The organism is Roseococcus sp. SYP-B2431, from assembly GCF_004336745.1.
Classification (GTDB): Bacteria; Pseudomonadota; Alphaproteobacteria; order Acetobacterales; family Acetobacteraceae; genus Roseococcus.
The window spans coordinates 455,945-468,178 of the sequence record NZ_SJXD01000022.1; the positions used below are offsets into that span (position 1 = coordinate 455,945).

Consider the following 12,234-nt stretch of genomic DNA (forward strand, 5'->3'; position numbering starts at 1 on the left):
CAGGCCAGATGCTTCTCGAATGTGAACAGAGGCGGCGGCGGCGCGTTACGCCGGACCGAGAGGAGAATGCCGATGCCCGCCAAGCGAGTTCTGATCGATACGGGGCCGACAAGCGCTACGTCCGGCGCGACGAGCAGGGCCGCTTCCAGGAGGTGGAGGATGTCGGCCGGTCCCTGGCCGCCGACCAGCGGCGGAAGGCGAAGACGGCCGCCAGGCTCGGCCAGGGCGACAAGGGCGATCGCGCCCGGAAGAGCTGACCCGTTCCACGATTCCTGAGCGGCCCCCTCGTGACGGGAGCGCAAGTCCCATAGGCTCGCCCCCGATGGGCGATGCGGCCAAGGATGGGAAAGCTCCCGCGCGCCACCAGCGCGGGATGGGCGCGGCTTCGCTGGAAGTGACGGCGCGAGGCCTGGCGCGGCTGCATCAGGCGGCGCCGCTGCGCATCCTCTTTCCGGCGCCCGATCCGGGCCAGCCCCTGGAGGCCGTGCTGGTGAACGTCGCCGGCGGGCTGGCGGGCGGCGACGTGCTGGAGGCGCGGGTGACCTTGCGCGAGGGCGCGCGGGCGCTGGTGACCACGCCCGCGGCGGAGAAGGTCTATCGCAGCCTGGGCGAGGACTCCCGCATCACCCTGCGGATCAAGGTCGCGGAAGGCGCCGCGCTGGAATACCTGCCGCAGGAGGCCATCCTCTTCGACGAGGCACGCCTGCGCCGGTCCATGGACGCCCAGGTCGCGGCGGGCGGCACGCTGCTGGCGGCGGAATCCGTCGTGCTCGGCCGCATCGCGCGTGGCGAGGCCTGGCGGAGCGGCGCCCTTCACGATTCCTGGCGGCTGCGGCAGGGCGGGCGCCTCGTCTGGGCGGATGCGCTGGCGCTCGAAGCGGCCCGGCGGGATGCGCCCTTCGGCCTCGACGGCGCCGATTCGCTCGGGACGATCCTGCTGCTCGCGGAAGACGCCGCGCGCCATCGCGAGCTCGCGCGCGAGCTGACACAGGGCGCCGCGAGCCTGGTGCGCCCCGGCCTGCTGCTCCTGCGCTTCCTCGGCACGGCCGGCGGCGTGCGTGGCGCCATGGCCACGGCGATCATGGAGATGCGTGCGGCGGCGCTGGGCCGGCCACGCTCCCTGCCAAGACTGTGGACGTGCTGAGGTGCCCCGCGCCATGATGCTGCAATGCAACTGACGCCCCGCGAGAAAGACAAGCTGCTCATCGCCATGGCCGCGCAGGTGGCGCGGCGGCGGCTGGAGCGCGGCGTGAAGCTGAACCATCCCGAGGCCATCGCGCTCATCAGCGACTTCGTGGTGGAGGGCGCGCGGGACGGCCGCAGCGTGGCCGAGCTCATGGCGGCCGGCGGCGAGGTCGTCTCGCGGGCCCAGGTCATGGAGGGCGTGGCCGAGATGATCCACGACATCCAGGTCGAGGCCACCTTCCCGGACGGCACCAAGCTCGTCACCGTCCACAACCCGATCCGATAGGGCAGCCAGATGATCCCCGGCGAAGTCGTCTGCGCCCCTGGCGAGATCGAGCTGAACGCGGGCCAGCCCGTGACGGAGCTGGAGGTCGCGAACACGGGCGACCGGCCGATCCAGGTCGGCAGCCACTACCACTTCTTCGAGACCAATGCCGCGCTGTCCTTCGACCGCGAGGCGGCGCGGGGCCAGCGGCTCGACATCGCGGCCGGCACGGCGGTGCGGTTCGAGCCGGGGCAGATGCGGACGGTGAAGCTGATCCCGCTGCTGGGCCGCCGCGTGGTGCACGGCTTCCGCGGCCTCATCGAGGGCGAGCTTTGATGCGCGGCCTGCTGATCGCCTTCGGGCTTCGCCCTCAGTCGGCAGGACGCGGTGATTCGCTGCGCGGCCTGCTGATCGCCTTCGGGCTTCGCCCTCAGTCGGCAGGACGCGGTGATTCGCTGCGCGGCCTGCTGATCGCCTTCGGGCTTCGCCCTCAGTCGGCAGGACGCGTCTGATGGCCCGCCTCTCCCGCTCCGCCTATGCCGGCATGTACGGCCCCACGGTCGGCGACAAGGTCCGGCTGGCCGATACCGAGCTGTTCATCGAGGTCGAGAAAGACCTGACGATCTATGGTGAAGAAGTAAAATTCGGCGGCGGCAAGGTGATCCGCGACGGCATGGGCCAGTCGCAGCTCACCCGCGCCCAGGGCTCGGCCGACACCGTCATCACCAATGCGCTGATTCTCGACCACTGGGGCGTGGTGAAGGCCGATGTCGCGCTGCGCGACGGGCTGATCTCCGCCATCGGCAAGGCCGGCAATCCCGACACGCAGCCCGGCGTGGACATCGTCATCGGCCCGGGGACGGAGATCATCGCGGGCGAGGGAAAGATCCTCACCGCCGGCGGCATCGACCCGCATATCCACTTCATCTGCCCGCAGCAGATCGAGGAGGCGCTGGCTTCCGGCGTCACCACCATGTTCGGCGGCGGCACGGGCCCAGCGCATGGCACGCTGGCCACCACCGCCACGCCCGGCCCCTGGCACCTCGGGCGCATGCTGCAGGCGGCCGAGGCCTTCCCGATGAATCTCGGCTTCCTGGGCAAGGGCAATGCCTCCAAGCCCGACGCGCTGGAGGAGATGATCCGCGCGGGCGCCGCCGGCCTCAAGCTGCACGAGGACTGGGGCACGACCCCCAAGGCCATCGACACCTGCCTCGATGTGGCCGACCGCTTCGACATCCAGGTGGCGATCCACACCGACACGCTGAACGAATCCGGCTTCGTGGAGGAGACGATCCGCGCCATCGACGGCCGCTGCATCCAGGCCTTCCACACGGAGGGCGCGGGCGGCGGGCATGCACCAGACATCCTGCGCCTGGTGGGGGAGGCGAACGTGCTGCCGTCCAGCACCAACCCCACCATGCCCTATACGGTGAACACGGTGGACGAGCATCTCGACATGCTCATGGTCTGCCATCACCTGGACCCGCGCATCGCCGAGGATGTGGCCTTCGCCGAATCGCGCATCCGCCGCGAGACCATCGCCGCCGAGGACCTCCTGCACGACATGGGCGCCATCAGCATGATGTCGTCCGACAGCCAGGCCATGGGCCGCGTGGGCGAGGTGATCATCCGCACCTGGCAGACCGCGCATAAGATGAAGGTCCAGCGCGGCCGCCTTCCGGGCGAGACGGGCGACAACGACAATCTCCGCGTCCGGCGCTACATCGCGAAGTACACGATCAACCCGGCGCTCAGCCAGGGCATCGCGACGCATGTCGGCAGCGTGGAGGTCGGCAAGATGGCGGACCTCGTTCTGTGGAACCCCGCCTTCTTCGGCGTGAAGCCGGAGATGGTGCTGAAGGGCGGCAGCATCGCCATGGCGCCGATGGGCGACCCGAACGCCTCCATCCCGACGCCGCAGCCCGTGCACTATCGCCCGATGTTCGGCGCCTTCGGCCGCGCGAACCTGTTCAACGCCGTGACCTTCACCTCGGTCGCGGCGATCGAGGCCGGGATCGACCGCAGGCTCGGCCTCACGCGGCCGCTGCTGCCGGTGTTCAACACGCGCGGCGGCATCACCAAGAAGGGCATGGTCCTGAACGACGCCACGCCCGTCATGGAGATCGATGCCGAGACCTACGAGGTCCGCGCCGACGGCGAGCTGCTGATCTGCGAGCCTGCCAAGGTGCTGCCCATGGCGCAGCGCTATTTCCTGTTCTGAGCGGAGGTTCCCATGCACGACACCCTCCCACGCGCCACGAAGGTGCTCCCCGCCGGCAGCTTCACCGCCGATGCCGAGGTCATGCTCGACTTCGACGACCGCTTCCGCCGCCGCAAGCGCTACGAGACGGCCGGGGGCATTCCCTTCGTGCTCGACCTTGCCGAGGCGCAGGTGCTGCGCGACGGCGACGGGCTGCTGCTCGACGACGGCCGCGCCGTGCTGGTCCGCGCGGCGGAGGAGACGCTGGTGGAGGTCCGCGCCAGCAGCGCCTCGCATCTCGTCCGCCTTGCCTGGCATATCGGCAACCGGCATTTGCCGGCGGAGCTCCAGGCCGACCGGATCCTGATCCGCGAGGATCACGTGATCGAGGCCATGCTGCGCGGCCTCGGCGCGACGGTGACCAAGGTCCGCGCGCCCTTCAATCCCGAGGGCGGCGCCTATGGCGAGCACAACCGCAGCTCGCACCAGCATTTCCGCGAGCATGGCCACGATCACGGGCACGGGCACGGGCACGGGCACGGCCACGATCACAGCCATGATCATGGGCATGGACACGGGCATCATCACCCTGGTGACTGACGACGATCTCTTCCGCCTGATGGCCTGGACCTCGCCCGCCTATCCGGTGGGAGGCTTCAGCTACAGCCACGGGATCGAGATGGCGGTGGAGGAAGGACGCATCCCCGACCGGCACGCGCTCCTCCGCTACATCGAGGCGGTGCTGCGCCATGGCGCCGGCCATGTGGATTCCGTTCTCTTCGCCCAGGCGCATCGCGCGCCGGATGACGCGGCGCTCGACGACATCGCCGAGCTTGCCGCCGCCTGGCGCGGCACGGCCGAGACGGCGCTCGAATCCACCCAGCAGGGCGGCAGCTTCGCGAGCGTGACCGCCGCCACCTGGCCCGATGCGCGCTTCGCCGGCTTCGCGAAGCGCCATCGGGGGCGGCTCGCGCATGCGGTGGCCTTCGGCGCGGCGGCGGGGATGGCCGGGATGCCGTTGCGCCCTTCGTTGCTCGCCTATCTGCAGGGCTTCTGCGCGAATCTCGTCAGCGCCGGCGTGCGGCTGGTCCCGCTCGGCCAGACCGACGGGCAGAATGCGACGGCCGCGCTTTTGCCCATCGTCGCGGAATGCGCGACCATCGCGGAAAGCGCATCCCTCGACGACATCGGCACCGCGGTGCCGCTGCTCGACATGCTCTCCATGCGCCACGAAACCCAGTACACGAGGCTGTTCCGCTCATGAGCACAGGTCCCTTCCGCGTCGGCGTCGGCGGCCCTGTCGGTTCCGGAAAGACGGCGCTGGTGGAGCGGCTGTGCAAGCTGCTCCGCCGCACGCACGACATCGCCGCCATCACCAACGACATCTACACCAAGGAGGATGCCGAGTTCCTCACCCGCGCCGGCGCGCTGGAGCCCGAGCGCATCATGGGCGTGGAGACCGGCGGCTGCCCGCACACCGCCATCCGCGAGGACGCCTCCATCAACCTCGCCGCCGTGGAGGAGATGGCGGAGCGCTTCCCGAACCTCGAGGTGCTCTTCATCGAGAGTGGCGGCGACAATCTCGCCGCCACCTTCAGCCCCGAGCTGGCGGACCTGACGATCTACGTCATCGACGTCTCGGCCGGCGACAAGATCCCGCGCAAGGGCGGGCCCGGCATCACGCGCTCGGACATGCTGGCGATCAACAAGATCGACCTCGCGCCGCTGGTGGGCGCTGATCTCTCCGTCATGGACCGCGACGCAAGGCGCATGCGCGGCGTGCGGCCTTTCATCTTCTCGAATCTGAAGGTGGATCTCGGCGTGGCCGAGATCGCCGACTTCATCCTGGAGCAGGGTGGGCTGGCCTCACGGGAAGCGCGGCTCGCGGTGGCCTGAAGTCATAGGATCCAGGGATTTGTAATGGCGATTATGCACTTCCCAAACACGGCGTTCTGAGGGGGTGAAGCCCACTGGTGGTCTGGTGGCTCAGATCGGCTCCGATTCGCTCAAATTGCCGATTCATTTGAGTCACTTAGAATTTCTTGCATAACCTGCTGATTCTGCTATATTTTTCTTATGGATGCGACCTATAACCTCAACGGCGGGCTCAAGCCGACCCTCAAGCGGTTCGCTGACCTCAACGGTCCGGACTTCTTCCCGACGCCAGCATGGGCCACCTATGCCCTGATTGATAACGAGGCGTTTAAGGGCGAGATTTGGGAAAGCGCCTGCGGCAATGGCGCGATGTCGAAAGTCCTAGAGCAGACCGGGCAGCCGGTGGTCAGCTCGGACTTGTTCGACCGAGGCTACGGGACGCCTGGACAAGATTTTCTGGCGCCGACGCGGAGCACTGCGAACGTAGTGACCAACCCCCCCTACAACGCGGCAGAGGGGTTCGTGCATGCCGGCCTGAAATCCGCGCAGAAGAAGGTTGCTTTGCTGCTGCGCCTAGCCTTCCTTGAAGGAGCCAATCGGCAGCGCACGATTTTCACTGATGCGGCGCCTTCTAGGGTTTGGGTGTTCAGCGAGCGGATCACGTTCTACCCGGCCGGAGCGGTTCAGCAGGGCTCCGGCACCACAGCCTACGCGTGGTTTGTATGGGACAAGGACGCCCCCGGCAGGACCGAGATGAAGTGGCTCAAACCCGGCTACAAGGCGCGCTATTCGTCTGGCACCTGAGCCAAGAATGCCCGACCAGCGTCCGTGATCGTGATGGTCTCGTTTCCTGGCGAATGGACCGCATAGCCCTTATTAAACATACTGGTGCTCGATGCCTTGTGCGACACGAGGTTCCGCACCTTCTGACTGAAATATGTATCGTGCCTGCCGTCCAGGATATCGGCATCCTGCCCGTCAGGGGCGAATTCGTCGGCCAGGACTGCGATCAATTCGGTGGTTGTGATCATCCCTCCCGGCCTGGATGCGGCGGCGCGTAAAGCCGGGATGATCAGGTCTCTTTCACGTATTCTGCCGGCCATGTGACGTTCCCCTTGTTATGAGGGGGCACGCTCGCATACCGCAGCCAAACTGTGATCTACGTAGAATCCCGCGGCTACTCGCCTTTCTTCGCCTTCGGCTCGCCCTCTGGCTTGTGCCGCGCGATCGCGGCCAGCTTCTCACGGAACGCGGCTTCGGACTCGTCCGCGCCTAGAGCGCGGGCGGCTTCGGCGAACCGCTCAACTTGAGCTGGCGCCCTGTCGCTTGGCGAGTGTGTAACCTTTTTTCGAGTCATGCTTTTTCCGCCCCGCGGTGGAGATTACCAGAATTCCTCTGTGCACTAGTCCCAGAACGAACTTTTGAGCAGTTGGCCAAGATCTACCAGTTATGAGGGATGCTGTGGTAATGTTTATATTCGGTGCCACAACCAGGAAGTCCAAAATCTGCTTTTCTTCATCGGACATGGCATGATATTCAGTGGCGCTGATGCCGAACATATTTTCGGAAGTATTATCATAGCGTCGAAAGGCGACATTATTTTCCAATACAACGTGAACTTGGTGGATTTGAGCTTCAATCTGTCTGAACCGAGGCTCCGGCAGCCCAGCTGCGCGCATAGCATTGCGCATACGCCGAGTTCCTTCGAAACCATTGAACGTCAATTCTAGATGCATCATCGCTTCCATGAGATATGGATTGCGTGGGTTATGAGCATCGTAAACTGTCTGAGCAGTAGTAGGCGGCACAAAACCACCGGGACTTTCAACTACAAAATGATCGTCGAAGATTTTAACAAATATATTCTGAGTTCTTAGGTTATATGACCGATGCGCAACGGCATTCACTATCGCTTCAAACCACACCTCTTCTGGGTATTCTTGTTGAATAATTAGGCGTCCTGTCGCGTCATAACGCTGGAAAGATCGCATCTGAGATGCGATGACAGATTTTGCATGGAAAAGAATTTTAGCTATATTCCCATCAACATATTCAGAGAATACACGGTTCAGTTCGGTGCCGAATTTCTCTTCCGTCCCATCGTACTTAATTACTCTTATGCGCGCGCCGGGGATAATCTCCCTAGGATCATTCCCAAAAAGAAGTGCGCAAGCTAAGTTAGGCTGAAAGATATTATCAACGCGCTTTCCCAGCTTTGCTAGCTCTAGAATTTCCGCAATAGATTTTTGCTGTTGAAACTTGCGTGTCGTGCTGAAAATTTTACAAAACTTCTGAACCTCAGGCATATCGAAGTCAGCCGGAAATCGAAGGCCAACGCCTTCAAGTTCGTGATGAATTTCCCGTTTTGCAATGCGGATTTCTCTCTTTACCACTTCATTTAATTCGCTGCGCTTATCTCCTTCTCTGATGAAAGCCTTTCCGGCAGTTGTTTCGACAAGTTTGTCAGCATGATATTTCACATAGAATATCAATAAATAATCATTCTCATCGCGGAAGTTTTTGACGGAGATTTTCTTTGTTTCGAATTTGGCGTCAGGGCACATAATGCCGCAACTCTCCAAATCATTCAAATGACTTTCCTGACCTTTACAGCCAACGATGCGTCCTTGGTCGTCAATTCCAACTATAATTAATCCGCCGTGAGGCTGTGTGTTCGACCACATTGACAGATATTCTGCCAGAGACTTCGCTTGTACATTAGTGCTTTTTCGCTCGACTCTGCGGTCTTCAATGAAATGATGAATATTATCGCTATCGATCTGTTCAAAGATCTGCGCAGAGGTCCACAGCTGGACGAGCCCCGGGGGAGGCAGCCTCAGGAGAAGGGATAACTGCTCCGCCATTTCACTCTCAACTCACTCTAAACCGCCTTTTAGACTGACACTAAAACGCAACGCGAGGCTCATTTACGCCGGATAAGCTGACCGGTAGGTCAGGCGCTTCCCAACGATGCCTTTGAGGGCTGTCACGGTGCGCTGCTCATCGTCCATACCCAGCTTCGCGCGGTTGCTGTAGCGGAAATCGAACTCCGCCACGTAGCGATGAAGGTGCTTCTTGGAGCAGTGCTGGTAGATGCCCTTCATGCCGCGCTTGAAGATGGAGAAAGCGCCTTCGATCGTGTTGGTGTGGATTGTCGGATTGCTGCGGCTGACGTACTCGCCGGCCGTGTGACGCGTGAACTCATGGCTCGCGAAATGCGCGCCAATGCCGCGATAGTAGGGCGCCTCATCGGTCATGATGTGCGCCTCGGCCGCGATGTTCGCCTTGAGGATCGCGGCAACGTCCGTCGCCTTAAGGCTGTCCACCACCATGGATTGCTTGCGGCCCGTGGTGCGGTCCACCAGGGACAGCACCTTGTGCTTATGACCGACGCCGCGAACCTTCTTGTCGCCATGCGGCTTGATGCTGCGATCCGTGCCGATGAACGTCTCGTCCACTTCAACGATGCCGCCGCCAGAACCGAACGGCGCGAGGTCGCCGGAGCGCATCGCCTCGCGAATGCGATGGCTCATGAACCAAGCGGTCCGGTACTGCACGTCCAGCACGCGCATGAGCTGGTGGCTGCTGATGCCCTTCTTGCTGGAGCACATCAGGAAAACTGCCTGGAGCCAAAGGTTCAGCGGCACGTGGCTCGCCTCGAAAACCGTACCCACCGTGACCGTGAATTGGCGCTTGCAGGGCCCGCAGCGATACAGGCCGGCACGACCACCCTTAACCGCCGTGATGCGCTCCTTGCCAGCGCAGCGCGGGCACACAGGACCAGCCGGCCAAAGGGTCCGCTCAAGCTCCACGCGGGCCGCGTCGGCATCGTGGAAGTAGGGGGCGGAAAGGACGGACATGGGGGCTTCTCCTTGCCCCATTCCTATGCGGTCATGGCGTGTTTGTCAAATGCATAATCGCCATTTGTAATCCCTGGTGGGGGAGCGCGAGGGGGCGAAGCCCTCTCGCATTCATCGCCTGGACAGACTGGCCACGCCCGACATCACCGCCAGCACCGAGCCGCAGAGAAAGGCCAGCCAAGGCCCCGCCAGGGTGAAGCAGGCGGCCGCCACGGTCGCGCCGAAGGCCTGGCCCAGCACCCGCGCCGTGGATTGCAGCCCGCCCGCGCCACCGGCCCGTGCGCGGGGCGCGTTCACGATGATCGCTCGGTTGTTCGGCGCCTGGAAGAAGCCGAAGCCGATGCCGGCCAGCAGCAGGGTCGGGCAGATCAGCTCCGGCCGCTCCGGCGGCAGCAAGGCCAGCAGCACCATCGCGCAGGCGAGCATCCCGCCCCCGATGGCGCAGGGAATGGCCGAGGGCAGCCGGTCCGACAGCCGCCCGGCGATGGGCGCCAGCAGCCCGATCGCGATCGGGTAGGGCGTGATGATCAGCCCGATCTGCACCGGGGTGAATCCCGCCGCGGACAGGTGGAAGGGCATGTTGATCGCGACCAGGATATGCACCGCGAACATGCAGCTGGACGCGACCACTGCGAGGCGGATCGGCCGGACGCGCAGGAGGTCGAGCGGCAGCAGCGGCGTCTGGCGCGACATCTCCCGCCAGACCAGCGCCGCGCCGCAGACGATGCCCGAGACCAGCAGCATCGCGCCGGCGGAAGGCCGGTGCAGCAGCAGGTCGAGCCCGAGGAAGGCGAGGCCGAAGGCGGCCAGGTTGAGGGCCGCGGAGAGGATATCGAAGGGACGCCGGTGCGGCGGGACGTCGGGCAGGTGCCGCACGCCGAAGACCAGCGCCGCGATGCCAATCGGCACATGCGCCGCGAAGACGAAGGGCCAGGGCGCCACGGCCAGCACCGCCGCGCCGATCGACGGCCCCGCGGCCGAGCAGAGCGCCACGACCATCGCATTGTTGCCGATGGCCCGGCCCAGATGCGACGCCGGGTGGCTGTGACGGATCAGCGCGGAGAGCAGGCTCATCACCGCCGCCGCCCCGAACCCCTGGACCACCCGCGTCGCCAGCAGCACGCCGAAGCTCGGCGCCAGCGCGGAGCCGATCGCGCCGACGAGGAAGAGCGACAGGCCGAAGCTCCAGACGCGCCTGAAGCCCAGGATCTCGCCCAGCGAGGAGAAGGGGATCAGCATCCCCACCACGGTGATCTGGAATGCGTTGACCACCCAGATCACCTCGGCCGGCGTCAGTTCCAGCGAGCGCGCGGCCGAAGGCAGCGCGATATTGACCATGCTCGCATCAAGCACCGCGATGGCGATGCCGGCGCCCATGCAGAGCGTGGCATAGGTCCGGCGCGGCTGCGGCAGACCATCGGCTTCGGCCCTGGCCGATTCGGACATTCTAAGCCTTGGCCCCGCTGCGAGAATTCATGACCCCGGATCACGACGGGTTCGGGTTCGCTCACGGGTCATGATCCGGTCTTCCGCCCTGGCGCGCGGGCCGCGTCGCCGCGCGCCGAAGTCACCGCGAGACGCCTCCGGGGGAAACGGCCGCCGCCTCAGCCCGGCGGATCACGCGGCGCGCGAGGCCTTTCCGCCGGCATCCGGCAGCGAGACGCCCACGAGGTGGTCGCGCGTGACGAGCGCCGTGAGCTGGTCCTCGGTCCAGCCCTCGGTGCCCTCGGGGCGCATCGGCAGGACCATCCAGCGGAAGTCCGCCGTGCTGTCCACGACGCGCACCTGGATGCCGGCCGGCAGCACCGTGCCGAACTCGGCCAGCACGGCGCGCGGCTCGCGCACGGCGCGGCTGCGGTAGGCCGCCGATTTGTACCAGTGGGGCGGATAGCCGATGATCGCGCGCGGGTAGCAGCTGCACAGGGTGCAGACGACGAGGTGGTGCACCTTCGCCGTGTCCTCCAGCACGCCCAGCGGCGGATTGCCACGCATGGAGATCCCCATGGCTTCGGCGGCGGCGGTGCCGTCGCGGAGCAGCAGGGCGCGCCATTCCGGATCGGTCCAGGCGCGCGCGACCATGCGGGCGCCGGTCATCGGATTGGCGCGGTCGGCGGAGGCCTGCTTCTGGGCGATCTCCTCCTCGCTGACGATGCCGCGGCGCTTCAGCGCGGTCACCAGCTTGTCGAGCAGGGCGAGGCTTTCGGCACGGGGGGGTTGGGTGGCCATTACGCTTCCTCCAGCCAGTGTTCGAAGAGCTCGATGAGCAGGGTGTCGCCTTGCTGGCCCTCGCCCCAGACGGGCGGCTGGTCGAACAGCACGTGGTAGAGCACGCGCGGCTCGGCCGGCCGGTTGAAGGCGATGTCCTCGGGGTTCGGGAAGGTGCCCAGCACGCGCTCCACGCGGCCGATGCGGCCGCGCGCGTAATGCGGGGTCCGCAGGTGCAGGCGCGCCACCTGCTCCGGCTTCGAATCCTTCACGCGCACGGCCTGGCCCGCCGAGAAGCGCGCCGAGCCGACCTCTCTGGCGCCGAGGCTCACTGGAGATCCTCCCAGGACACGACGCCCTTGGCGATCATGACCGCAGCCACGGCGCGCAGCCATTTCTCGTAATAGGTGAGGTCGAAATACTCGGCCTCGGGCAGGCTTTCGATGTTGAAGCGCTGCTCGTCGGTGGTGATCAAGCCGCGGTCGCGCAGCACCGCGCGCAGCGCATCCACCCGCTTGCCGAAATCGTCCGGCGGAGCGTTCTCGTCGGTCTCGACGGGCGTGCAGCGGAAGCGGGGGTTTCCGCCGAGATCGTGCTGCGCCGGGAAGGGCGCGAGGTTGGGCGTGTCCATGCGGCGAGGCTAC

17 protein-coding genes are annotated in these 12,234 nt (G+C 65.2%); 10 read left to right on the forward strand and 7 right to left on the reverse strand.

From position 1 onward, the window contains the following. The first annotated feature begins 8 nt into the window (after positions 1-8). The 10 genes from EJV46_RS10155 to EJV46_RS10195 all read left to right on the forward strand — a co-directional run bounded on the left by EJV46_RS10155 (position 9) and on the right by EJV46_RS10195 (position 6,329). A complete protein-coding gene (locus tag EJV46_RS10155) occupies positions 9-257 on the forward strand; it encodes a hypothetical protein (RefSeq protein WP_206020761.1) in 249 nt (82 codons plus the stop codon). A gap of 65 nt (positions 258-322) precedes the next feature. Next, on the forward strand, positions 323-1,144 hold the full coding sequence (locus tag EJV46_RS10160) for an urease accessory protein UreD (protein ID WP_131548508.1): 822 nt from the start codon (positions 323-325) through the stop codon (positions 1,142-1,144). A 24-nt stretch (positions 1,145-1,168) separates the two neighbouring features. After that, complete coding sequence (locus EJV46_RS10165) at positions 1,169-1,471, forward strand: urease subunit gamma (RefSeq protein WP_131548509.1); 303 nt, start codon at positions 1,169-1,171, stop codon at positions 1,469-1,471. A gap of 9 nt (positions 1,472-1,480) precedes the next feature. Next, a complete protein-coding gene (locus EJV46_RS10170) occupies positions 1,481-1,786 on the forward strand; it encodes an urease subunit beta (RefSeq protein WP_131548510.1) in 306 nt (101 codons plus the stop codon). Continuing rightward, positions 1,786-1,962, forward strand: coding sequence for a hypothetical protein (locus tag EJV46_RS22780; protein WP_165585458.1), 177 nt, complete (start codon positions 1,786-1,788; stop codon positions 1,960-1,962). The genes EJV46_RS10170 and EJV46_RS22780 overlap by 1 nt, the downstream gene beginning before the upstream one ends. Next, positions 1,962-3,671, forward strand: coding sequence for an urease subunit alpha (gene ureC, locus EJV46_RS10175; RefSeq protein ID WP_165585459.1), 1,710 nt, complete (start codon positions 1,962-1,964; stop codon positions 3,669-3,671). Before EJV46_RS22780 ends, ureC begins: the two co-directional genes overlap by 1 nt. Before the next feature lie 12 nt (positions 3,672-3,683). Then, the gene (locus EJV46_RS10180; protein ID WP_131548512.1) at positions 3,684-4,250 is read left to right on the forward strand and encodes an urease accessory protein UreE; all 567 of its coding nucleotides are present in this window, start codon (positions 3,684-3,686) and stop codon (positions 4,248-4,250) included. Beyond that, the gene (locus EJV46_RS10185) at positions 4,153-4,914 is read left to right on the forward strand and encodes an urease accessory protein UreF (protein ID WP_240782498.1); all 762 of its coding nucleotides are present in this window, start codon (positions 4,153-4,155) and stop codon (positions 4,912-4,914) included. The genes EJV46_RS10180 and EJV46_RS10185 overlap by 98 nt, the downstream gene beginning before the upstream one ends. Further along, positions 4,911-5,546: an urease accessory protein UreG gene (gene ureG / locus EJV46_RS10190; RefSeq protein ID WP_131548513.1), complete on the forward strand. Its 636-nt coding sequence runs from the start codon at positions 4,911-4,913 to the stop codon at positions 5,544-5,546. Before EJV46_RS10185 ends, ureG begins: the two co-directional genes overlap by 4 nt. A 180-nt stretch (positions 5,547-5,726) precedes the next feature. Then, complete coding sequence (locus EJV46_RS10195; protein ID WP_131548514.1) at positions 5,727-6,329, forward strand: hypothetical protein; 603 nt, start codon at positions 5,727-5,729, stop codon at positions 6,327-6,329. On the opposite strand, the gene EJV46_RS10200 is transcribed toward EJV46_RS10195, so the two are convergent. The 7 genes from EJV46_RS10200 to EJV46_RS23420 form a co-directional block, all read right to left on the reverse strand. Continuing rightward, positions 6,311-6,628 (reverse strand): hypothetical protein, encoded by a 318-nt coding sequence (locus EJV46_RS10200; protein WP_131548515.1) that lies wholly within the window; start codon positions 6,626-6,628, stop codon positions 6,311-6,313. The genes EJV46_RS10195 and EJV46_RS10200 overlap by 19 nt on opposite strands. Before the next feature lie 198 nt (positions 6,629-6,826). After that, a complete protein-coding gene (locus EJV46_RS10210; protein ID WP_131548517.1) occupies positions 6,827-8,389 on the reverse strand; it encodes an ATP-binding protein in 1,563 nt (520 codons plus the stop codon). A 63-nt stretch (positions 8,390-8,452) separates the two neighbouring features. Next, complete coding sequence (locus EJV46_RS10215; protein WP_131548518.1) at positions 8,453-9,385, reverse strand: IS1595 family transposase; 933 nt, start codon at positions 9,383-9,385, stop codon at positions 8,453-8,455. 111 nt (positions 9,386-9,496) lie between these two features. After that, positions 9,497-10,831 carry an MFS transporter gene (locus EJV46_RS10220; RefSeq protein ID WP_131548519.1) on the reverse strand — a complete coding sequence of 445 codons (1,335 nt, stop codon included), beginning with the start codon at positions 10,829-10,831 and terminating at the stop codon, positions 9,497-9,499. A 171-nt stretch (positions 10,832-11,002) separates the two neighbouring features. Then, on the reverse strand, positions 11,003-11,611 hold the full coding sequence (locus tag EJV46_RS10225; protein ID WP_131548520.1) for a nitrile hydratase subunit alpha: 609 nt from the start codon (positions 11,609-11,611) through the stop codon (positions 11,003-11,005). Next, a complete protein-coding gene (locus tag EJV46_RS23415; RefSeq protein WP_255466017.1) occupies positions 11,611-11,922 on the reverse strand; it encodes an SH3-like domain-containing protein in 312 nt (103 codons plus the stop codon). The genes EJV46_RS10225 and EJV46_RS23415 overlap by 1 nt, the downstream gene beginning before the upstream one ends. After that, the gene (locus EJV46_RS23420; protein WP_131548522.1) at positions 11,919-12,221 is read right to left on the reverse strand and encodes an SH3-like domain-containing protein; all 303 of its coding nucleotides are present in this window, start codon (positions 12,219-12,221) and stop codon (positions 11,919-11,921) included. The genes EJV46_RS23415 and EJV46_RS23420 overlap by 4 nt, the downstream gene beginning before the upstream one ends. Positions 12,222-12,234 lie beyond the last annotated feature (13 nt).

Coding starts and splice junctions, on each gene's coding strand:
- EJV46_RS10155 (WP_206020761.1), top strand. CDS start 9: ATGCTTCTCGAATGTGAACAGAGGCGGCGGCGGCGCGTTACGCCGGAC.
- EJV46_RS10160 (WP_131548508.1), top strand. CDS start 323: ATGGGCGATGCGGCCAAGGATGGGAAAGCTCCCGCGCGCCACCAGCGC.
- EJV46_RS10165 (WP_131548509.1), top strand. CDS start 1,169: ATGCAACTGACGCCCCGCGAGAAAGACAAGCTGCTCATCGCCATGGCC.
- EJV46_RS10170 (WP_131548510.1), top strand. CDS start 1,481: ATGATCCCCGGCGAAGTCGTCTGCGCCCCTGGCGAGATCGAGCTGAAC.
- EJV46_RS22780 (WP_165585458.1), top strand. CDS start 1,786: ATGCGCGGCCTGCTGATCGCCTTCGGGCTTCGCCCTCAGTCGGCAGGA.
- ureC (WP_165585459.1), top strand. CDS start 1,962: ATGGCCCGCCTCTCCCGCTCCGCCTATGCCGGCATGTACGGCCCCACG.
- EJV46_RS10180 (WP_131548512.1), top strand. CDS start 3,684: ATGCACGACACCCTCCCACGCGCCACGAAGGTGCTCCCCGCCGGCAGC.
- EJV46_RS10185 (WP_240782498.1), top strand. CDS start 4,153: ATGGCCACGATCACGGGCACGGGCACGGGCACGGGCACGGCCACGATC.
- ureG (WP_131548513.1), top strand. CDS start 4,911: ATGAGCACAGGTCCCTTCCGCGTCGGCGTCGGCGGCCCTGTCGGTTCC.
- EJV46_RS10195 (WP_131548514.1), top strand. CDS start 5,727: ATGGATGCGACCTATAACCTCAACGGCGGGCTCAAGCCGACCCTCAAG.
- EJV46_RS10200 (WP_131548515.1), bottom strand. CDS start 6,628: ATGGCCGGCAGAATACGTGAAAGAGACCTGATCATCCCGGCTTTACGC.
- EJV46_RS10210 (WP_131548517.1), bottom strand. CDS start 8,389: ATGGCGGAGCAGTTATCCCTTCTCCTGAGGCTGCCTCCCCCGGGGCTC.
- EJV46_RS10215 (WP_131548518.1), bottom strand. CDS start 9,385: ATGTCCGTCCTTTCCGCCCCCTACTTCCACGATGCCGACGCGGCCCGC.
- EJV46_RS10220 (WP_131548519.1), bottom strand. CDS start 10,831: ATGTCCGAATCGGCCAGGGCCGAAGCCGATGGTCTGCCGCAGCCGCGC.
- EJV46_RS10225 (WP_131548520.1), bottom strand. CDS start 11,611: ATGGCCACCCAACCCCCCCGTGCCGAAAGCCTCGCCCTGCTCGACAAG.
- EJV46_RS23420 (WP_131548522.1), bottom strand. CDS start 12,221: ATGGACACGCCCAACCTCGCGCCCTTCCCGGCGCAGCACGATCTCGGC.